At 68.2% G+C, this 18,146-nt stretch carries 20 protein-coding genes and 5 pseudogenes; 16 read left to right on the top strand and 9 right to left on the bottom strand.

Annotation, left to right across the window (positions count from 1 at the left end; genetic code table 11):
• Positions 1-92: 92 nt before the first annotated feature.
• Positions 93-734, top strand: coding sequence for a carbonic anhydrase (locus ACFWBY_RS27590; protein WP_385334567.1), 642 nt, complete (start codon positions 93-95; stop codon positions 732-734).
• Positions 735-1,061: 327 nt separating this feature from the next.
• Here the strand turns inward: ACFWBY_RS27590 and ACFWBY_RS27585 are convergent, their stop codons facing one another.
• The 3 genes from ACFWBY_RS27585 to ACFWBY_RS27575 all read right to left on the bottom strand — a co-directional run bounded on the left by ACFWBY_RS27585 (position 1,062) and on the right by ACFWBY_RS27575 (position 3,855).
• Positions 1,062-2,039: an L-threonylcarbamoyladenylate synthase gene (locus ACFWBY_RS27585; RefSeq protein ID WP_385334565.1), complete on the bottom strand. Its 978-nt coding sequence runs from the start codon at positions 2,037-2,039 to the stop codon at positions 1,062-1,064.
• 186 nt (positions 2,040-2,225) lie between these two features.
• Complete coding sequence (locus tag ACFWBY_RS27580) at positions 2,226-3,380, bottom strand: aromatic acid exporter family protein (RefSeq protein ID WP_385334563.1); 1,155 nt, start codon at positions 3,378-3,380, stop codon at positions 2,226-2,228.
• Between the two features lie 70 nt (positions 3,381-3,450).
• The gene (locus ACFWBY_RS27575; RefSeq protein ID WP_385334561.1) at positions 3,451-3,855 is read right to left on the bottom strand and encodes a DUF1622 domain-containing protein; all 405 of its coding nucleotides are present in this window, start codon (positions 3,853-3,855) and stop codon (positions 3,451-3,453) included.
• Between the two features lie 127 nt (positions 3,856-3,982).
• On the opposite strand from ACFWBY_RS27575, the gene ACFWBY_RS27570 reads away from it, so the two are divergent.
• The 8 genes and pseudogenes from ACFWBY_RS27570 to ACFWBY_RS27535 all read left to right on the top strand — a co-directional run bounded on the left by ACFWBY_RS27570 (position 3,983) and on the right by ACFWBY_RS27535 (position 8,756).
• A complete protein-coding gene (locus tag ACFWBY_RS27570; protein ID WP_385334559.1) occupies positions 3,983-4,978 on the top strand; it encodes a magnesium and cobalt transport protein CorA in 996 nt (331 codons plus the stop codon).
• A 92-nt stretch (positions 4,979-5,070) separates the two neighbouring features.
• On the top strand, positions 5,071-6,114 hold the full coding sequence (locus ACFWBY_RS27565) for a YihY/virulence factor BrkB family protein (protein WP_385334557.1): 1,044 nt from the start codon (positions 5,071-5,073) through the stop codon (positions 6,112-6,114).
• A gap of 40 nt (positions 6,115-6,154) precedes the next feature.
• On the top strand, positions 6,155-6,703 hold the full coding sequence (locus tag ACFWBY_RS27560; RefSeq protein ID WP_385334555.1) for a phosphatase PAP2 family protein: 549 nt from the start codon (positions 6,155-6,157) through the stop codon (positions 6,701-6,703).
• Between the two features lie 86 nt (positions 6,704-6,789).
• Positions 6,790-6,975 (top strand): YegP family protein, encoded by a 186-nt coding sequence (locus tag ACFWBY_RS27555; protein ID WP_385334553.1) that lies wholly within the window; start codon positions 6,790-6,792, stop codon positions 6,973-6,975.
• Positions 6,976-7,076: 101 nt separating this feature from the next.
• On the top strand, positions 7,077-7,496 hold the full coding sequence (locus ACFWBY_RS27550; protein WP_385334551.1) for a phage holin family protein: 420 nt from the start codon (positions 7,077-7,079) through the stop codon (positions 7,494-7,496).
• The gene (locus ACFWBY_RS27545; RefSeq protein ID WP_385334549.1) at positions 7,493-7,960 is read left to right on the top strand and encodes a DUF3618 domain-containing protein; all 468 of its coding nucleotides are present in this window, start codon (positions 7,493-7,495) and stop codon (positions 7,958-7,960) included. Before ACFWBY_RS27550 ends, ACFWBY_RS27545 begins: the two co-directional genes overlap by 4 nt.
• A gap of 114 nt (positions 7,961-8,074) precedes the next feature.
• A pseudogene (locus ACFWBY_RS27540) lies at positions 8,075-8,342 on the top strand (DUF4235 domain-containing protein).
• 75 nt (positions 8,343-8,417) lie between these two features.
• On the top strand, positions 8,418-8,756 hold the full coding sequence (locus ACFWBY_RS27535) for a hypothetical protein (RefSeq protein ID WP_385334547.1): 339 nt from the start codon (positions 8,418-8,420) through the stop codon (positions 8,754-8,756).
• A 432-nt stretch (positions 8,757-9,188) separates the two neighbouring features.
• Here ACFWBY_RS27535 and ACFWBY_RS27530 read toward each other — a convergent pair.
• Positions 9,189-9,918, bottom strand: a pseudogene (locus ACFWBY_RS27530) (beta-ketoacyl-[acyl-carrier-protein] synthase family protein); the annotation flags it as partial.
• Between ACFWBY_RS27530 and ACFWBY_RS27525 the strand changes: the two are divergent.
• Positions 9,899-10,087: pseudogene (locus ACFWBY_RS27525) on the top strand (hydrophobic protein); the annotation flags it as partial. The pseudogenes ACFWBY_RS27530 and ACFWBY_RS27525 sit on opposite strands and share 20 nt — an antisense overlap.
• Before the next feature lie 97 nt (positions 10,088-10,184).
• Here ACFWBY_RS27525 and ACFWBY_RS27520 read toward each other — a convergent pair.
• Together ACFWBY_RS27520 and ACFWBY_RS27515 are read right to left on the bottom strand one after the other, a co-directional pair.
• A complete protein-coding gene (locus ACFWBY_RS27520; protein WP_385334657.1) occupies positions 10,185-11,453 on the bottom strand; it encodes a PucR family transcriptional regulator in 1,269 nt (422 codons plus the stop codon).
• Positions 11,454-11,642: 189 nt separating this feature from the next.
• Positions 11,643-12,302: a hypothetical protein gene (locus ACFWBY_RS27515; RefSeq protein ID WP_385334545.1), complete on the bottom strand. Its 660-nt coding sequence runs from the start codon at positions 12,300-12,302 to the stop codon at positions 11,643-11,645.
• 405 nt (positions 12,303-12,707) lie between these two features.
• Between ACFWBY_RS27515 and ACFWBY_RS27510 the strand changes: the two genes are divergently transcribed.
• Together ACFWBY_RS27510 and ACFWBY_RS27505 are read left to right on the top strand one after the other, a co-directional pair.
• A complete protein-coding gene (locus ACFWBY_RS27510; RefSeq protein WP_385334543.1) occupies positions 12,708-13,154 on the top strand; it encodes a phospholipase in 447 nt (148 codons plus the stop codon).
• Positions 13,155-13,410: 256 nt separating this feature from the next.
• Positions 13,411-13,605 carry a hypothetical protein gene (locus ACFWBY_RS27505; protein WP_385334541.1) on the top strand — a complete coding sequence of 65 codons (195 nt, stop codon included), beginning with the start codon at positions 13,411-13,413 and terminating at the stop codon, positions 13,603-13,605.
• 19 nt (positions 13,606-13,624) lie between these two features.
• Here ACFWBY_RS27505 and ACFWBY_RS27500 read toward each other — a convergent pair whose 3' ends face one another.
• On the bottom strand, positions 13,625-14,644 hold the full coding sequence (locus tag ACFWBY_RS27500; protein ID WP_385334539.1) for an enoyl-CoA hydratase/isomerase family protein: 1,020 nt from the start codon (positions 14,642-14,644) through the stop codon (positions 13,625-13,627).
• Here ACFWBY_RS27500 and ACFWBY_RS27495 point away from each other — a divergent pair.
• From ACFWBY_RS27495 to ACFWBY_RS27480, 4 genes and pseudogenes are all read left to right on the top strand, one after another.
• Positions 14,586-14,723, top strand: a pseudogene (locus tag ACFWBY_RS27495) (winged helix-turn-helix transcriptional regulator); the annotation flags it as partial. The gene ACFWBY_RS27500 and the pseudogene ACFWBY_RS27495 sit on opposite strands and share 59 nt — an antisense overlap.
• Positions 14,724-14,756: 33 nt before the next feature.
• Positions 14,757-14,918 carry a hypothetical protein gene (locus tag ACFWBY_RS27490; RefSeq protein WP_385334663.1) on the top strand — a complete coding sequence of 54 codons (162 nt, stop codon included), beginning with the start codon at positions 14,757-14,759 and terminating at the stop codon, positions 14,916-14,918.
• A gap of 87 nt (positions 14,919-15,005) precedes the next feature.
• A pseudogene (locus tag ACFWBY_RS27485) lies at positions 15,006-15,706 on the top strand (transposase).
• Entirely contained in the window at positions 15,703-16,107 is a 405-nt protein-coding gene (locus tag ACFWBY_RS27480) for a hypothetical protein (protein ID WP_385334537.1), read from the top strand. The pseudogene ACFWBY_RS27485 and the gene ACFWBY_RS27480 overlap by 4 nt, the downstream one beginning before the upstream one ends.
• A gap of 73 nt (positions 16,108-16,180) precedes the next feature.
• On the opposite strand, the gene ACFWBY_RS27475 is transcribed toward ACFWBY_RS27480, so the two are convergent.
• Positions 16,181-16,879: a hypothetical protein gene (locus ACFWBY_RS27475; protein ID WP_385334535.1), complete on the bottom strand. Its 699-nt coding sequence runs from the start codon at positions 16,877-16,879 to the stop codon at positions 16,181-16,183.
• Between the two features lie 117 nt (positions 16,880-16,996).
• Positions 16,997-17,977: an IS5 family transposase gene (locus ACFWBY_RS27470; protein ID WP_385334533.1), complete on the bottom strand. Its 981-nt coding sequence runs from the start codon at positions 17,975-17,977 to the stop codon at positions 16,997-16,999.
• Between the last annotated feature and the right edge of the window lie 169 nt (positions 17,978-18,146).

Here is an 18,146-nt window from a genome sequence, read left to right as displayed (position 1 = left end):
AGTGATGCCCAAGCCGTCAGCGTGGCCCGATCCGGCGGGACCAGGCGGGACCAGGGGGTGCGACGGCTGGTGCCGGATCGTAGGCTGCGGCCATGACCGAGATCCAGACCCCGACGCCCCGTGACGCCTTCGAACTGCTCATGGCGGGTAACCAGCGCTTCGTCTCAGGCGCCTCCGAGCATCCGAATCAGGACGCCGCCCGCCGCGCCGAGACCGCACCGTCCCAGCAGCCCTTCGCCGTGCTGTTCGGGTGCTCCGACTCCCGGCTGGCCGCCGAGATCATCTTCGACCGCGGCCTGGGTGACCTGTTCGTGGTGCGCACCGCGGGGCACGTCGCTGGTGCTGAAGTACTCGGTTCCATCGAGTTCGGCGTGAGTGTCCTCGACGCGCCGCTGGTCGTCGTCCTCGGCCACGACTCGTGCGGCGCCGTCGCCGCGGCCTGCTCCGCTCTGGAGGACGGGCAGACGCCGGGCGGCTTCGTCCGGGACGTTGTCGAGCGGGTGACCCCGAGCGTGCTGGCGGCCCGCGCCGCTGGACGCGAGACGGCCGACGAGATACTGGCCGAGCACATCGAGCACACCGTGGACCTGTTGCTGGAACGCTCCCGCGTCCTGGCCGAGCGAGTGGCCGCCGGCCGCCTCGGCATGGTGGGTCTGTCCTACCGGTTGGCCGACGGCAGTGCACGGCTCGTCGCCTCTCGCGGTCTTGATGCGGCGGTTCCCACCGCGTCGTGACCGCCCCGGGGTTCTCAGCGTGACTTGCCGAGGTTTTGGGGGGACACCCGTACATGTGGATGAGGAAGACCTCTCGGGTTCGCCACTTGATCATCCTCGGAAGGACACCCTCGATGGCTCGCGGAGCAGACCGCGCGCCCAGCACCGCGTCCCGTGCCGACCTGGCGCGGGCCGCGGACTGCGAGGTGTGCCGGGGGTGGGGAACAGCCGTCACCGATGAGGGGCGGCACGAGTTGTGCCCGGCCAGAGTGCTGAGCCCCGCCCCGAGCCGCCCCCGGGCCAGCACAGCCCCAACGAGCTGGAGCAGTGGTACGGCGTCGGTGCTGGTCACACGGTGGGCCGGGGCCCCGCGGCGCGGCGGAGCCGGTTGGCGATCGCCAGTCCCAGACCCTCATCCGCCGGCAAGGACGCGACGATGAGGTCGCAGCCCCGCTGGTCGAGTTCGCGCAGGAACCCGTAGAGCCCCTGCGCGTAGGCGGCCATCGAGGCGGGGACTGCCACCACGGCGTGCGCCTTCACCTGAACGTCGGCGCCGCAGGCAGGCAGAAGGACGCCCACCTGGTGCCCCAGCTCCTGAGCGATTTCCGCTTCGGCGACGACCTTCTCCGGTTCGACGAGGACGACCCGCGCACGCGGTGCGTAGTGGGACGGATGCTGGCCGGGCACCCGAACGTGGCTGGTCGAAGGGACCGCGAGCGGGCAGCCAAGCACCGTTTCGAGGTCCTCACGCGTCACCCCGCCAGGCCGCAGGATGGTCGGGGCATCGCCCGTGGCGTCGACGATGGTGGACTCGACACCGACGTCGCAGGCTCCGCCGTCCAGCACGAAGTCGACGGCATCACCAAGCTCCGCACGGACATGGTCCGCCGTTGTCGGGCTGACCGAGCCGAAGCGGTTGGCGGACGGGGCCGCGACACCGCCGCCGAAGGCCGCCAGCAGGGCGAGTGCGACGGGGTGGTCGGGCACGCGCACGGCGACCGTTTCCAGGCCACCAGTCGCTTCGAGGGGCACGCGCGGACCGCGCCGCAAGACCAGCGTGAGGGGCCCCGGCCAGAAGTGTTCGGCCAGCAGGCGGGCCGCCTGGGGAACGTCTTGGACCCAGTCGTCCAGGTGCTCCGCGCCGGCGAGGTGGACGATCAGCGGGTGGGAGGGCGGACGTCCCTTGACCTGGAAGATGCGCGCGACGGCGGCGGGGTCCTCGGCGTTGGCGCCCAGACCGTAGACGGTCTCGGTCGGGAGGGCCACCAGGCCGCCGGCACGCAGCACACCGGCCGCCTTCTCGATGTCACTCGTTCTTACCGTCACCCTCGTAATCCTAGAAGCACAAAGGACCGGCGACGGTCATAATCTCAGCGCCAACCACGGTTCCATTGATCCAGTCCCGGGACCGGACGAGGACGACAGCACGGACACCGCCACCGAGGAGCCAGCCACCACGGACGGGAGCGCTCACGGGCCGGCGAGGACGTCCTTGGTGCGGGCTGTCTTCGGTCAGGGTTTCGGGCTGAGGGCTTTGCGGCCGGAGCGGAGTTCGGTCAGGAGGCGGCCGATGTCCGTGAGGAGGGTGCCCTGGAGGGTGTGTACTGCCGGCGCGGCTTCGGAGGCTGCTCGTTCGTGTTGTTCGACGCGGTTGAGTTCTGCCGTGGCGTCGTCGATCAGGCCGTCGAGATGCCCGGTGTCGGTGAGGGAGGTCTGGCCGATCTCCTGCATCGCGGTGGCCGCCGTTCGCAGCAGCGAGCTGGAGGCGGTCCGGAAGGACGCGGGGAGGTTGTGGATCTCTCCGCTGTCCAGGGCGTAGTGGAGGGTGCGGGTCAGGGAGCGGAGGTGGTCCATGGTGCGTTCGGCGATGGTGATGGCGTCACGGGCGCGGGGCAGGACCGTGTCGGCGCGGTCGGCGGGGTGGCGGGGGTGGAGGCGGGTGTTCTCGATCTCGGTGTCGGTGGCGTGTTGGATGTGCTCGCATTCGGCGGCGAGTTTGCGCCAGTCACGACGCCAGTGCCCGATGCGCTGGGTGTCGGGGTCGTTTCCTACGAAGATCTCGGCCAGGTCTTCGAGGCGCCGGCTCATCGCGGTGTAGAGGTCGGCGACGGCTTGTTGCCGGTGGTGGACGTGGCGGGCGGGAGGGAGGACGAGGTGTGCGCTGAGGCCGCAGAGCGCACCGACGGCTACCGAGGCGGCCAGGTAGCCGATGTAGTCGATGCGTCCTTGGCCGGAGGAGAACGCGAAGAAGCCGATGATGGCTACCTGGGTGCCTTGCTGGCCGAACCGCTCGATCCTTCCCAGGCCGAGCGCGGTCAGGGTGAGGAGTCCGAAGGTCCACCCGTGGATCCCCGCCACAGCGGCCAGGGAGGCTGCGAGTGCGGCCCCCGCCGCCATCGCCGCCAGGTACTGGACGCAGTCGCGGACCGAGCGGTACACCGTGGCCTGCAGGGCGACCAGCGCGGTGAACGGTGCGAACGTGGACACGGTCGGCGGCAGCAGGTAGCGGGCGATCACCCACGCGGCCATCGCCGCGACCACTGATTTGGCCCCCAGAGCCAGGTCGTCCCGCTCGCTTCCAGGACCGCGTGCGGCCCGCCGCAGGTATTCGATTCGTCCCGTCACGGCCGCCCGTACCCGGCCGGCCACCTCGCCCCGTCTGGGCACAGTCGATCACCTCGCCAGCCCGTCTTCCCCGCCGCCCGGCATCACACACCGGTGGCGCGGAGTCGGATGGTCAGGGGGCCGCAGCCCGCGGCACGGGCTCCTTCTGGTCGCGTTCGATCTCGGCACGTTCCTGTGCGATCTCCCGGGTGAGGAAGAAGTTCAGGACGGTGCGGATGGCCGCGATGGCCGCCAGCTGGCCGATCTCGGTGAAACTGGGGGCTACCGCCGTACGCAGGACATCGCCCGCCAGCTGGAACTCCAGCCCCAGGACGAGGAAACGTCCCAGACTGAGGCGGATCTTGTTGAACTCGCCGATGAGGGAACGCCGGCGCAGACCGGTCGTGGCGAACCGGGCGAAGGCCCACACGGTGCCGGCGAAGATGATCAGCGCGCCGGCAGCCTCGATAACGTGCACCAGCCACCCGATCATCTCCCGGACGCCGGACTCGGACAGCAACTCCCCCACGGCGTTCATGGATCCGCTCTTACCCGCGTGCGTGCTCCTACACCTGCCGGCTCCGGTGTCTCCCACCACACGGCGGGCGACAGAAGAGAGTCGGCCGCCGACGCATGAAAGTGGGCTGGCGAAGCATGCGCGGGAGATGGAATGCGTCATATACGACCAGGACTCGGGCCGCTCGGAGCATGTGGAGTGCGAGCTGCCGGACGACGCCTGCCAGTCGGCCCTCAAGCGACTGCGGGACTTGGGTGACGGCGAGTTCGCCTGGGTCCGGCTGGCAGACCCCTCGGAAAGCGAACTGGTCCAGCTGGCCGAGGAACTGGGCCTGCACCCGCTGGCCATGGAGGACGCACTGCATGGACGGCAGCGTCCGAAGCGCGAGCGGTTCGGCGACGTGCTGGCCGTAGCACTGAAGACCCTCCGCTATGTGGAAGAGGGGACGGCGGTGGAGACCGGCGACATCATGATCTTCGTGGGATCACGCAGCGTTCTCACCGTGCGCCACGGACCGATGGATCCCTGTACCGAGGCTGCCAGTCGGCTGGACGCCGATCCGGACATGCTGCGCCCGGGCCCCTGGGCCGTGGTGCACGCGGTGCTGGACGTCTCCGTCGACGCGTACAGCGACGCCGCCCGCAGAGTGCGCGCCACACTCAACCGGCTCGAGGACGAGGTGTTCTCGACTTCCCGCGTCGACCACACCGAGCGCATCTACTCCCTCAAGCGGGAGGTCCGCGAGTTCCGTGACGCGGTACAGCCCCTCGTCCCGGTGGTCCAGGGCCTCCTGAGCGGGCCGGGCGAGGAAAGGCACCAACCGAAGATCATCCCGTACATCCGTGACGTTGCCGATCACCTGCACCGCACGGACATCGAGGTGCGGACCCTGGACGAACTGCTGGACTCGGTCCTCGGGGCGCAGCAGGCCCGCGTGGGCACCTGGCAGAACGACGACATGCGGCGCATCTCCGCGTGGGCGGCGATCTTCGCGATCCCCACGATGGTCGCCGGCGTCTACGGCATGAACTTCGAGCACATGCCCGAACTCGGCTGGACCTACGGCTACCCCCTCGCCGTGGGCCTCATGGCGCTCGCGGCAGGCGCCCTCTACCGGGCCTTCCGCCGCAACGGCTGGCTGTAGGAGCCGGCCGCCGTGGCGCTCCTGGGGAGAGGCCCCGGCTTCTCCCGTGCCTTCGCTGACATGAGTAGCGCTGCGCTGGATAGGCGCGAGGTATGACACGCACACCGACACCCGGCCCGGGCAGGGACCAAGAGCGCGAGGAAATCGGCCGCGAGAGTACGGCGGGACCGGATCCGCAGGTGGAGGAGCGGGCGCCCGACCGGCCCAGCGAGCTGCCGAGGCGGTCGTGGAAGGCGGTGCTGCGCGGCACCGTGGAGGAGTTCAAAGACGACGAACTCGCCGACCGGGCCGCGGCGCTCACCTACTACGGGGTCCTGGCGCTCTTCCCTGCCCTGCTGGTGCTGGTGTCACTGCTGGGCATTGCCGGGGAGTCGGTGACGAAACAGGTCCTGGACAACCTGCAGAAACTGGCACCCGGCTCGGCCCGCGACGTGGTCAGCAACGCGGTGCAGCAGCTCCAGGGCAACGCAGGCGTCGGATCGCTCCTGGCGATTGTCGGCCTGGCCGTCGCGATCTGGTCGGCCTCCGGCTACATCGCCGCGTTCATCCGCACCTCGAACGCCGTCTACGACATGCCCGAAGGCCGCCCCGTGTGGAAGGTCCTCCCGCTGCGCCTGGCCCTCACCGTCACGCTGATGGTCCTGGCCTGCGCCAGCGCACTCATCGTCGTGTTCTCCGGCTCCCTGGCCCGGCAGGCCGGCACAGCACTGGGGATCGGGGACACCGCCCTGACCGTGTGGTCGATCGCGAAGTGGCCGGTCCTGGTCCTGCTGGTCACGATCATGATCGCCATCCTGTACTGGGCCGCCCCGAACGCCAAGGCCCGCGGCTTCAAATGGGTCACCCCCGGGAGTTGCCTGGCGTTGGTGATCTGGATGGTCGCCTCGGCCGGCTTCGCGTTCTACGTCGCGCACTTCGCCTCGTACAACAAGACGTACGGCACTCTCGCAGGCGTGATCATTTTCCTGGTGTGGCTGTGGATCACCAACCTGGCCATCCTCCTCGGGCTGGAGTTCGATGCCGAGATGGTCCGCCAGCGCGCGATCGCCGGCGGAATGCCCAAGGACGAGGAGCCGTACGTCGAACCCCGCGACACCCGCAAGTGGAGCGATGATGACCGCCGCCGCCTGGAATGAGCGGCCCGTGGAACAAGCGCGGGCGGGAAAGCGGCGAAGCATGGAAATCCTGGATGCCCTGCGGCGCGGTGATCATCGGCTGACAAGACGGATGGCCGCCTGGGACTCGGCTTGGGCCCGACAGGTGCTCCCACCGGTCGAGGAAGCCGCCGAGCACACGAAGCTGTGGTGGGCCGCCGCAGTGATCATGGCCGCCGGCGGGGGCTGGCGGGGACGCAAGGCCGCAGCCGCCGGCATCACGGCCATGGCAGCGGCGGAGCTGCTGTCGAACGGGGTCGCAAAACAGTTCGTGGAGCGGCGCCGACCGCCCAAAGAGTGGATCCCGCACGACGACGTCGAGGACCGGCCCGACAGCTCCTCCTTCCCCTCCGGGCACACCGCCGCCGCCGTGGCCTTCACCGCAGCCGTCGCGTCCTGCTGGCCACCGGCCGGCGCCGCATGCGCCGTCCCGACCGTGCTGGTGGCGATCGAGCGGGTCCACAGCGGCGCGCACTACCCCTCAGACGTCGCAGCCGGAGCCGTCATCGGCCTGGCCGCGGCCGCCCTCGTCCGGGCGACACCCCGCTTCCTGGTGCGCCGCTTGGGATGACCACCACCCGCAGGCGGGTGACCGGTTCCTTCAGGGGTAAGCGCGCCGTGACAACAGCGTGCACATCAACCAGGGAGGGGTCTGCCATGGCGGCGCGTTTCGAGGTCCGGCACCAGGTCGGCAAGGGCTATCACTTCGTTCTCATAGCAACGAACGGGCAGGTTATCGCGACCAGCGAGCACTACGAGACCCACCGGTCCTGCCTGAACGGCATCGACTCCGTCAAGCGCAACGCCAACGCCCCCATCCAGGATGACACCGGCACCAATTAGGGCCGTTGACCGGCGCGGCACCCCACCGGTGATACGAACGGCGGCCATCGTGCAGCCATCGCGCAATAGCGGACGAACCATGCGGAGAAGGTGAAGACCAGATGAGCACCGTGGGACGGCACCCGGACCACAGCAGCCATGAGGAATCGGTGGGCGACCTCGTTTCACGGGCGTCGCAACAGATTTCGGAGCTGGTCCGCGAGGAGATGCAGCTGGCCCGGGCGGAGATGACCCAGAAGGGCAAACGCTTCGGCGCGGGCGGCGGCCTGTTCGGCGGGGCCGGCCTGGTCGGCTTCCTGGCCGCGCAGGCCCTGGTCGCCGCCGTCATCGCAGCCCTGGCCCTGCTCCTCCCGGTGTGGGCTTCGGCCCTGATCATCGCCGCCCTGCTCGCGGCCGTCGCAGCCGTGATGGCCGCGGCCGGGAAAAAGCAGATCGCCAAGGCCGGCACCCCCACACCGGAGCAGGCCATCGACAGCGTCAAGGCCGACGTGGCCGAGATCAAGGAGGCAGCACACCGATGAGTACCCCTGCCCAGGGCGACAAGGACGCCGCGCCCACTCCCGAGGAACTGCGCGAGCAGGTCGAGCACACCCGCGAGGAACTCGGCCAGACCGTGGAGGCGCTGGCAGCCAAGGCCGACGTCAAGGCACAGGCCAAGGAGAAGGCGGCTGAGATCAAGGAACAGGCCGCCGAGAAGGCCACCCTGGTGAGCGACCAGATCCGCGACAAGGCGGCGCACGCCACCCAGCTGGTCAAGGACAAGACGCCCGATCCGGTCCTGGACAAGGCGGCCCAGGCCGCGACGCAGGTCCGTGAGGCCGCGGCCCGGGCCGGGCAGCTCGCCGCCGACAAGACCCCGGACCCGGTCCGTGAGAAGGCCGAGTCGGCCGCGACCATGGCGAAGTCCGTCCGCGCTCCCCTGATTGCCGCGGCTGCCGCGTTCGTCGTCTTCCTGCTCGTGCGCCGCAGCCGCAGGTGCCGGTGAAAGCATCGTCTTCCTGCTCGTGCGCCGCAGCCGCCGGTGCCGGTGCCGGTGCCGGTGCCGGTGCCGGTGCCGGTGCCGGTGCCGGTGCCGGTGCCGGTGCCGGTGCCGGTGCCGGTGAAAGCATCCAAGATCGCCTACAAGCCAGTCGGGCGGTCTGGTGCTCGGCGCCGCGAGTGGCATGGTCGCCGGCGCGGCTTCAGGCAGGCGTGGAAGATGATCGGCCACGACGACAGCCCCTGACGCCACCGACGAGCACCACACCTGGCAGGAAGTCCTGATCGCCGCAGCCCTGCAAGGCGCGATCTTCGCCGTCGTCAAGGCCGCCGTCGACCGGTCAGGCGCCGCCGCCACCCGGCGCCTGACCGGCTCCTGGCCCGGCTGAACCATCCAAGGGCGGCGCCGGCCTCGCCTTGAGGACCTGCGGCGCCGGCCCCGCCGGCGGCACGGGGCCTGCTCAGTGCCCGCCGATGGAGGAAGCCGTGGCCGCACGCCACGGGCCGCACACCACGGGCTGCACGCCCTCACCGCCGCCGCTCTCGCCACCGCCGTGCTGGTCGCCCGCTGGCGGGCCACCCGCGCGGAACGCGACACCCACGGCGCCAGCGCCGCCAAGGCCCCCTGGCGACGCACGGCGTCCCAACCCACCAGCGCAGACAGCGCCTTCGCTCGTGTGGCCGAGCTGCACACCTCGTTCCTGGACCCGACCCTGCGGGAAACCGACGCCCACCTCGAGCAGTACTGGAACAAGCTCACCTCGCTGAACCCGCACCGCGACGGCGAGCGCCGTCACAGGTAGAAGCCGGGCGCCATCCCGCAGCCCGTCATCCACTCGCACCGGCCGGCAGCTCCTCATCGGCAACGGACGCCATGCGGGCTGACACCCGAGGCGGGTATCGCACGCTGCTCTGGGCACACGAGACCCATGCACGGACAACACGCGCGTCCCACGAGCACTGTGTTCGGCCCAGCCCCGACACCGCCGCCCGGGCACGTCGGCGCCAAGCACTCCCGCCGAGGCAAAATCACCGGCCTCCTGCGCCGCCGGCTCCTCACGTACCGGGCGATCAACTGAACGCCGTCTACGGTAAGGGGACGGATCACCTCGTCCGGCATAGCTGTTCCTGTTCATTGTCGGGCCGGGCAGTGACGGGGACTGTCAGCGACAGCGACTGGCCCGCTCAAAAGGAGGCGGCGGCCAGTCGGCAGAAGCTCGACGTGTCCGTCCGGCTCATGCGCGGGTGAGGATGAGGACGGCATTGTGCCCGCCGAATCCGAGCGAGGATGTCGCCGCGCAGTCCAGACGCGCCCGTCGGGCGGCCTTGGCTACTACCTCCACGGGCACGCCCGGGTCCTGCTGTTCCAGGTTCGCCGTCGGGACGAGCTGCTCTTCCAGTGTGAGGACAGTGAGGGCGGCTTCGATGCCGCCCGCGGCTCCCAGGGCGTGCCCGGTCATGGCCTTGGTGGACAAGCGGGCTCTCACCGAAGACGCGGTGCAGGGCGGCGCTTTCCACGAGGTCGTTGATGACGGTCGAGGTGCCGTGGGCATTGACATGACCGACGTCGCCGGCGACCAAGTCGGCATCGGCCAGCGCGGCGCGCAGCGCCGTCTCGATGCCGGCTCCTTCCTCGTCGGGGGCGACGGAGGAGAAGGCGTCGTTGGATGACCCGTACCCGGCTAGCCGGGCCCGGATCGTAGCTCCCCGGGCCCGGGCGTGGGCCGGTTGCTCCAGCACGAGGAGCCCGGCCCCCTCGCCGACCACAAAGCCGTCACGGTCGACGTCGAACGGCCTGCAGGCGGCCGCCGGATTCTCCACACGGGTGGAGAGCGCCTTCATCTGACACGTACTGGCGAAGACGAGCCGGGAGGTGAGGGACTCCGCCCCGCCAGCGACAGCGATGTCGCAGCGCCCGGCGCGCAGCCAGCCCAGTGCGGTGCCGATCGCGTCGGTCCCCGAAGCGCGCTTGATAACTAGGGTTCCCCTGCTTCTCGTTCTTCTGCTAATTCTGGTCCTCGCCGGTGCGGGTTTCGCACTCAAGATTCTCTGGTGGGTCGCAATCGCGGTCCTGGTGCTGTGGCTGTTCGGTTTCGTCGCCCGCCCGAAGGGTGGCAGCGGCAACTGGTACCGCTCGTGGAAGCCAAAAAAGATGCAGTTCAGGTCGTATGTGGCGGTGGCCCGTAGCCCCATGACGGGGGCGGCGGGCCACCGCCATGCAGTCGTGGACGTCATCTGGAAGAGGAAAGGTTGGCGGCCGTCATCGCCGCGCGGAGGAGTTGGATGCCGTGCGGGCTGCTGGGATCGAGGCCGCTGAACTCCCGAATTCGCTGAAGGCGGTAAGTCAGTGTCCGCCGGTGGATGTTCAGCGCTTTGGCAGCCTTTTCCCTGTCGAGCTCGTGGAAGAACAGTGCGTCGAGGGTGAGACGCAGATCGGTCCCCTGTTCGAGCGGTCCCAGGAGGTCGACGAGCCTGTTCTGCATGGCCGGCTGTCGGGAGATCGCAAGTTCTATCACTAGTTCGGTCGCCTTGTACGGACGCGCCTGGGCATCGGGCATCGCCACCACCACGGAAATGGTCTGCTGCAGCTCTCTGAGAGTGTCGGGGACCGATCCCACAGTGGCTGCCAGGGCGTGGGCGGCACGTACGGACCGGACCTTTCGCGATGCTGCGGCCACTAGCTCTGCGGACAGGGTTTCCACCAGGTTCTCGTCACCGTTCACTGGTAGCAGCACCATCATTTCGTCTCGCCGCGGCTGGGTGGACCAGAGAATCCCCGGCGACGACCGGAGCAGGCTCCCGATCTCGTCCAGCGCACGCTCGAGGGCGCCTTCCTCCTGCAAGAACCTGCAGACGAGGATGAGATAGCCCTCGGGGAGGAGGATGCCCGCGGCCGCGGCCGCGGCCATGGACGCAGACTCGGTCGACGCGCGTAGCAACTCTGCAAGCAGCTGTTGGCGAGCCTGGAGGGTCTCCCCCCGTTCGACGCGCGCCGTGTCGTGGTAGCCCGCCATGGCGGCCGCGATCATCCGGGCGTTCTCCTGAGCCCCGTACGTGATCAGCTTGGCGAACTCTGTGTAGTTCTCGGAGCTCGCCACCGAAAGAATGTCTCGCAGGCCGGCCAGATGCCCCACCTCGAATCCGTCTCGAAGGTCGGACGCGGAGAACGAGTCAAACAGGCACCGGCGCGATCCCATGTTCCGGAAGACCTCGAGATCGGAGTCGAGGAAGGGGGTCTGGCCGTTGTCGAACATGTCGAGCATACGAACCGTCACAAAATGTAGTTCACCCGGTATCTCCTTGGGGCGTTTCGCATGTAGCTGCGCTATTTTGGGAATTTCGCTCGTCGTCATGTCGAGAATCTTTGAAACAGTGATGTCGCGTCGGGCCTTCAGCTGCCTGACGAGCTTGGAGTCATTGATGTGACACACCTCCATCGGCAACCGAAGGAACGCCCGAATCACACCGGGAGAGCACGGTACGAGCTTTTGATCGATCATTTCCAGCACATGGATGCCGAATTCGGCGTCGATGGGATGAAATCACCGACCCGGCGGGAGAGATGCAAGGACCTTCCGGCCTCGGCGCAGACGTGGCGGTCCACACCGATCCCGAAAGGCCCCGGGCATGCAGGTACTACCAACCGTGGTTCCACCTCATTTCGACGGCGATGCTAGCCGTCTGGCGGCCTATCCGGGAAGGGCGACGGGAAGGCAGTTGCGGGGAATGAAGTACCACCCCTGCTGGCCGACGCCATCGGTGCTGTCGGCCCGCGGGTCGCGGATCATCACCCACTTGCCGTCGCGCGAGACGTAGCGCCACAGGACGGTCTGGCCGACGGCAACCCGACTGTTCAGCGGTGAACTGGCCACCGTAGGAACCTTCCAGGGCTGCACGTTGCCGTAACCCCTGATGTGCGATCCGTCCCAGGTGCTACACCCGGCCCGGGCGACCGTGGCCACGGTAGCTCCGTCATCGGCCGAGCCCCCGATCTGGCCGTTGGTGAACACGGAAGTCGGCAGCGTGGCCGCAGCGCCACAACCCTCGGCGGCGGACGCACTGCCGGCGACCGCTCCCGAGAAGGTCCACAGGCACGCGTTGAGATCCCCGTACACCCGGCCCCACCGGTACCCGCCGCTCTGCTCGCCCTGCACGTCGACCGTCCAATTACGGTACGCCGTGCCCAAAACGTACGAGTGCGGAGCTCGCCGCAACAGCGTGTAATCCGCCGACACATGCTTACGGACCGCGGCCTCGGCGGCGGGCCCCTGCACCAACAGGGGCACAGCCACACCCGCGACTGCCGCCAACGACAACCCGATGAGCGACGCACGAACTCGTTTCGACATGGAAATGCCCTTCCTTGGAATGAACTGGATACCTGGTGACGGACCGGAGCATGATTACGCATGCCGGAATCACGCCGGAGCAGTCAAGGCGTCAATCCTGCCAACGCCCGCAGCGACCGGGTGCACATTCCTCTTGCCGAGGAAGAACCAGGAGGCGGTACGCCCTCTTCCACCACGGCACGTGCCGTACACCTGACAGGCGAGGCAAGCATTCATCACACCGGTCGCGACAAGCAAGGGCTACAGAGAACGAGAAAGCGTTCTACACAAACGGGAAATTGCCGGACGGTCAGGTTTTCCTGGTTGCGCATAGGCCAACGCCGCTGCACGTGATGCACTCCTGCCGATGCGTGGCCGCCGAATCGCGGGGCCGCCAACTCCCGGAGGTAGCGCGTGATACGTCGCATGTCCGCAATCCTGACCATTTCGGCCGCAACCCTGCTCGTCTGGGCAGGTGCCGCAGCACCGGCTTCGGCAGCTCCCGCCGACAAATCGCATGTTCTGTCCAGCTGGACCCAGACCAGCGCCTCCAGTTACAACACCTTCATCTCGGCGCGCAACAACCAGGGCCCCTGGTCGACCTACGGCTTCAACTGGTCCACGGACTACTGCTCCTCGTCGCCCGACAATCCGCTGGACTTCCCCTTCAGCCTTTCCTGCGCCCGGCACGACTTCGGCTACCGCAACTACAAAGCCGCCGGACAGTTCACCTCCAACAAGCCCCGGTTGGACAGCATGTTCTACGAGGACCTCAAGCGGGTGTGCGGTTCACACGGGTACAACACCTCGAAGAAGGCGACCTGTAACAGCCTTGCCTGGACGTACTACAAGACGGTCAAGCAGTTCGGCTGACCCGCCGGGCCGACCCGCGTTACACCGGGAGGTGTAGTCAGCGGGTCGGCAAAGTGAGCAGAGAGCGGCCGATGCGCCCCGCGGCGCGCCGCGCGCTCCTCACTCACCCTGCCATGGTGCGCCATGAACGGCGCCCCACGTCTGTACCCGACTTCAGGAACAGGCCGGATGAGTCAACAGTCGCCGGTCCGGACATGGCAGCCCGCCGCCTGGGGGTGACGTCCGACCGGCCGGGACGCCGGGCGACAAGAGGCGCGTGGCCGTGGACGTGCTGGGCCAGGTCATCGCCGTCACCGTCCCGACCGCGAGCATCCACGACAACGCCGCCGCGGGCGTCGCTCTGCTGGGGTGGGGAGCGCCGGCGAAGACGGGCGGCACACCCCACCTCCGTGACGCACTGCGCCATCGGCGCATCCTGCCCGTCATCCCCCGCAAGGGTCCCCGAACATGAAGGACCTGGGCAAGCTCCGTTACGTGGTGGGGCAGACCTTCGCCCTACCCCACCACCACCTCAAACACCTCGCCGTCCGCCGCGAACGCCGGACCGAACTCCACGACGCCTTCATCTTCTCGCCTGCAGCCTCATCTGCTACCGACGCCTCAGGAAGAACCGCTCGTGATCGTGTTGCCAGCTCGCAGGCGGTGACGGGGCCGTCGGTCCAGAAGTTCCTGGCCAGTGCGCGCCGTTCCTGCCAGATCGTGTCCTTGTCGCGGAAGGCGAGTATTCCGGCCGCCTGGTCGGCGTCGTTGACCTGCCAACCGCCGTTGACGGCTCCGGTCAGTCCTGCGCTGAGTTTCTCGAAGGCCTGAGCGGTTTTCAGGTCGGCTTCGACGCCGCTGTTGATGATGAACTTCAATTGCCGCACTGCCTGCTGATTCTTGTTCAGCAATAATTCGACCAGTTCGTCCACTGCGGTGTCGAGGTGGCCGTCGGGCACAACCCGGTTCCACAAGGTCAGCTCCGCCGCCCGGGAGGCGGGGTGGAGGGCACCGAGGAGGTTGATCTCCTTGGTCAATCGCCGTCCGATGAGCCGCGCCATCCGGGTGGTACCGCCCCACCCCGGGGTGATGCCGACGTCGACTTCGGGCATGCCCCACTTAGCGCTGTAGGCGGCGACCACGAAGTCGCAGGCCATGGTGATCTCCAGCCCGCCGCCGACCGCGAACCCGTTCACCTTGGCGATGGTGACCTTGTCGAGCTCCTCCAGGGTGTCGGCCATGTGCTGGTAGCCGGTGACGCGGCGCATGACGTCGTTGGCGTCGCCCCATCGGTGCATCTCCGTGATGTCGTCACCGGCGCAGAACGTGCCGCCGGCGCCCTGGATCACCAGGACTTTGATGGTCCGGCTGTCCCGGACCACCTCCAGCGCGTGAATCAGTTCATCGGAGAGTGCGATCGACAGGGCGTTGTGCGCCAGCGGCCGATTGAGGGTGATCCGTGCGACCGCACCGGCCTCCTCAAAGACAAGCTGTTCGTACCGCCTGGACAAGCTCGTCGGACACGGCATTCTGAACCGCCGCCCGTACAGCGAGCGCCCGCCACGCGAGGAATACCTGCTGACCGACAAGGGACGTGATCTGTACGGAGTCACCGTTGCCCTGATGAGCTGGGGAGACCGGTGGCTATCGGGTGAGCCACCCCTGACCCTGACGCATCGCCCCGACGGCGGCGCGATCGAACAGATCCTGCGCTGCTCGGACTGCGGCACCCACCTCGACGCGAGGGACGTCCACTACCACCGAGCACAAGAGGGCGGTTCGTGAGTCTTTGGGTTTTCCTGTCGTCGCCTGATGGTGTGGGTGTGGGCGCAATCCACTGGTCCGCAGCCGGTGGTCTGTTGGGGTGGCGGGGTGAGTGAACGCAAGCCGTACCCAAGCGACTTATCGGATGGCAGTGGTCGTTGATCGAGCCGGTGATCACAGCCTGGAAGGACCGGCACCGCCCGGTCAGCGGCCACCAGGACGCCTATGCGATGCGGGAGATCGTGAACGCGATCCCTACCAGGGCCGAACCGGCTGCCAGTGGGCCTACCTCCCGAACGACCTGCCGCCGAAGAGCGCGACGTACTACTACTTCGCCGCCTGGCGCGACGACGGTACCGACCAGGTCATTCATGAACTCGCGCGCTGCCAGGTCCGTGAGAAGGCCCGCCGATTAGAGGACCCGGCCGTGGTGGTGCTGGACACGCAGATGTCCACGCGGCCGCCGGGGTCCCTGCCTCCACAACCGGCCGGGACGCGGCGAAACGGGTGCCGGGCCGCAAGCGGAGACTGGCCGTGGACGTGCCGGGCCTGGTCATCGCCGTCACCGTCCTCGCCGCCAGCACCCACGACAACGCCGCGGGCATCGCCCTGCTCGACCAGGTCGCCGAGAACCGGTCGAGCAGACCTTCGGGATCCTGATACTGCACCGGCGACTGGTCCGCGATTACGAGCACCACCCGGCCTCCTCCGCCTCCCGCGTCTACCGGGCCATGACCCAGGTCATGGCCCGCCGGCTCACCGGCGTGAACACTCCCACCTGGCGCGACCCACAGGTGGTGACCGTGTGAACATCGAGCCACTGCTCGACGCGCTCGGCATCCAGGAGGACGCCGCCCGGGCCCTTACCGACGGCCTCCGCACCCAGATCGCCGAACCCCAGGGCCGACTGCGGGAGGCCGAAACCCACCTCGAACACCTGGCGATCACCCGGAAGACCGTCACCGCGCTGGGCGAACGGCTCCCTACCCACCCGGTCTCGCCCGGCCTGCCTGAGCACCCGGACCACCCCCGCATTCTCGCCGTCTTCAACGAGGGAATCGGCCCCCTCCGGGCCCGCGATGTCTGCGAAGCTCTCGACCACGAAGTGCTGCCCAAGAACATCGAGGGCACCCGGGCCAAGCTGAAACGCCTGGTCAAGCTCGATGTCCTCACGGAGATCGACGCCAGCGGTTTCACCAGGAAGCAGTAGCCGCTGAACACCGTGACCAGCAGCGATGCCCCAGCCTCGCCCGGAAATGGACATCAACTCACGAACCGCCCTCTCAGGGACCCTTTGCAGTCTCGCGGGGGTCGGTGGCTGTGATCTGCTCAACGAAGCGCCGTACCTGTTCCTCGACGGGCTCCTGCGCGGACACGGACATGACGTGCCAGCGGTACGTACCGCCTTCGTCGAACTGGCCAGTGACGAAGGGCATAACTACTTCAGCAGACCTCCCCCGCTCTTGAACACGGATGCCGTGCACGAACGGCTGGCAGTCCCACCGCTTGTACCAGTCGGTTGCGGCGATCCGGTGGGTCAGTAGACGGGCCGCCGTGTCCACGGGCTCCTCCCAGCTGTGGTCAGCTACGACCCGAGCCAGTTCCGCGTCGTACTGTGCGGCGTCGAAGTGGACCTCGGGAGGGACAGGGATTCGGATGTCGTTGGTGTTCTCCCAGCTCACCCACTCGACGTGATCGCCACAACGCTGGATGGTGACGAACACTCCTCCACAGCAACCGGTGTCGCAGTCGTTGTTCGACAGTTCGACACGGCGAGGTTCGCGAGCGGCCCACAGCGGCCACGTCTCCGATGAACCGAGCCACTTCTGCTGGCAGCAGCTTGAATCGCCGTCCGGATGTACCTCCTCCAGCACGTCCCGGCCGTCGATCAAAGGACGTATGCCCGCCCCCTTCATGATCGCCTGCGGATGCGGAAGGACAGGATGGAGAGCAAGGACGCTCACCGGCGCAAAGTGTTCCATGCTGCCCATGATCCCCGATCGGGAGCGCAGGATGTGATTCTCGTCGGTGGGCCTCAACCTCACCTCTCCCGACGTGGGTCCAGCCCTGCCTCGCCTGTCTGAGCGCGTCCGTATGCACTAGTTGGGCACTATGCGGAGGCGGAGGCGGGCGGGACCGGGCTGCGGGCGCGGGAGTTGACCGGGCGGCTGGGTCTGGAGGTGGTTCCGGCGAAGGTCGAGGGGGTGCGGTCGAAGGTGAAGTGACTGGTAGAGCGGGGCCGGCCGGCCGAGGCGCATCCCGGGGTGTTCACGCCGCGGCGGGTGGCCGGGGACGTTTCGGGTCCGGTGGCGGGCGAGGCGATGTCCCATGAACATGGTCATCGACCACAGCACGGCGGCTTCTCTGTATTGGGGCCGGGTCTCGTAGTCCCGGGCCAGGCGCCGGGAGCGCATCAGCCAGCTCAGCGTGCGTTCCACCACCCACCTGCGCGGAAGCACCACGAACCCCGCCGTGTCGTCGCTGCGCTTGACGATCTCCAGGGTGAGCCGGAGTGTCTCCTTCGCCCAGTCGACCAGGCGCCCGGTGCAGCCGCCGTCGACCCACACCAGGCGGATCCTCCGGTAACGGACGCGGAGCCGTTCCAGCATGCCGCAGGCGGCATCGCGGTCGGTCACGTCGGCCGCCGTGACCAGCACCATCAGCAGCAGGCCGAGGCAGTCCACGATGATGTGCCGCTTGCGCCCGTTGATCTTCTTACCGCCGTCGAGGCCGCGTGAGGCGGCCGGCACCGACGCGGCTGCTCTCACCGATTGCGAGTCGATGATCGCGGCGGTCGGCTCGACATCCCGGCCCTCGCTCTCGCGGACCTTCCCGCGCAGCCGGTCGTGGAACTCGGCGATCAGCCCCGTCTCGCGCCAGCGCCGCCAGAAGGCGTAGACCCGGTCCCAGACGGGGAAATCGGCCGGCATCACCCTCCACTTGATGCCGTTGTCGACCAGGTAGCGGATCGCGTCGATCACCTGCCGGTGGCAGTAGCCCTCCGGCTTTCCGCCCTTCCCGTTCATCCACGCGGGCGCGGGCAGCTGATCGCACACCGCCGCCCACTCCCCATCCGTCATATCAGAGGGATAGGCGGGCGCACGCTCGGCACGGTCGCCCCCGTTCCCGTACTGATGCGCGAGGCAATCACACGGTCAGGCAACCGAGTTGGACTCCGCGGGTGTCGGCACGGAAGACTGCGACAACAGGGCCTCCTGTTGCTCGGATGGATTCGACACCCTCGAGCTG

Origin of the sequence: Streptomyces sp. NPDC060049 (genome assembly GCF_042736715.1) — a bacterium.
GTDB lineage: Bacteria > Actinomycetota > Actinomycetes > Streptomycetales > Streptomycetaceae > Streptomyces.
The sequence above is the reverse complement of the archived record's forward strand: the minus strand, read 5'-3'. Positions and strand labels throughout refer to the sequence as shown.